Source organism: Streptosporangium sp. NPDC002524, from assembly GCF_040295985.1.
In the GTDB taxonomy this organism is placed as follows: domain Bacteria; phylum Actinomycetota; class Actinomycetes; order Streptosporangiales; family Streptosporangiaceae; genus Streptosporangium.
In genome coordinates, this window is sequence record NZ_JBEOWK010000091.1 from 1 (window position 1) to 1,018 (window position 1,018).

At 75.6% G+C, this 1,018-nt stretch carries 1 protein-coding gene; it reads left to right on the plus strand.

From position 1 onward, the window contains the following. A partial coding sequence (locus ABT053_RS43415; protein WP_350978051.1) for an MFS transporter occupies window positions 1-1,018 on the plus strand: 1,018 nt, incomplete at both ends.

Consider the following 1,018-nt stretch of genomic DNA (forward strand, 5'->3'; position numbering starts at 1 on the left):
GACGCCGCGCGTGCGGTGCTGCTCGCCATACCCGCCGCGGCGGCGGCGCTCGATGTGCTGAGCGTCCCGCTGCTGGCGGCCCTCGCGTTCCTGCTCGCCCTCGGCGGGCTGTTCTTCGACACGGCCGCCACGGCGTACCTGCCGGATCTGCTGGGGCGCGACCCCGCCCAGCTGGAGCGCGCCAACGCTCGCCTGCGCGGCGCCCAGACCGCAGCGTCCGGCTTCGCCGGGCCGCCTGCGGGCAGTGCGCTGCTCACGCTCGGACGTTCGGTTCCGCTGCTCGCCGACGCGGTGTCGTTCGCGCTGTCCGCACTGCTCGTCCGGTCGCTGCCCGCCGTGCCGCGACCGGCCGCGAGCGCCCGCGAGTCGCTGCTCCGGCAGGCGCGGGCCGGGGCCTCCCACGTCTTCCAGGACCGGCTGCTGCTCGGGCTCGCGCTCCGTCCTGCGGTCGGGAACGTCGCCTTCCTCGCCGTGGAGACCGTCCTGGCCCTGTTCGTCCACAAATATCTCGGCGTCGGCGCCTTCGGCTTCGGCCTGCTCCTCACCGTCGAGGCCACCGGCGGCCTGCTCGGCGCGGGCATCGCCTCCTTCCTCGGCCGGCGCCTGGGCACCGGCACCGCGCTGACCTGCACCGCCGCCATCGAGGGCCTCGCCATCCTGGGGCTCGCCTCCGCCCCGAACCCATACGTGGCCGGGCTCGCGCTCGCCGTCTGCGGGGCGGGCATGGGCGCCACGATGGTGCTCGCCCCTTCCCTCCGGCAGGCCATCGTCCCGGCCCACCTGATGGGCCGCGTCGCCTCCACCTCCCGCATGCTCGCCATGTGCGCCGCCCCGTTCGGCGCCTTCCTCGGCGGCTGGCTGGCCACCACCTACGACCTGCGCACCCCGCTCTACGCCGCCGCCGGCCTCCTCCTCACCATGACCGCCGTCACCGCGACCATGACCAGCAACCGCCGCGTCGAGACCGCACTGCGCAACACGCGCCCGAAAGCCGACCCCGCCGACCAGGCCGACCAGG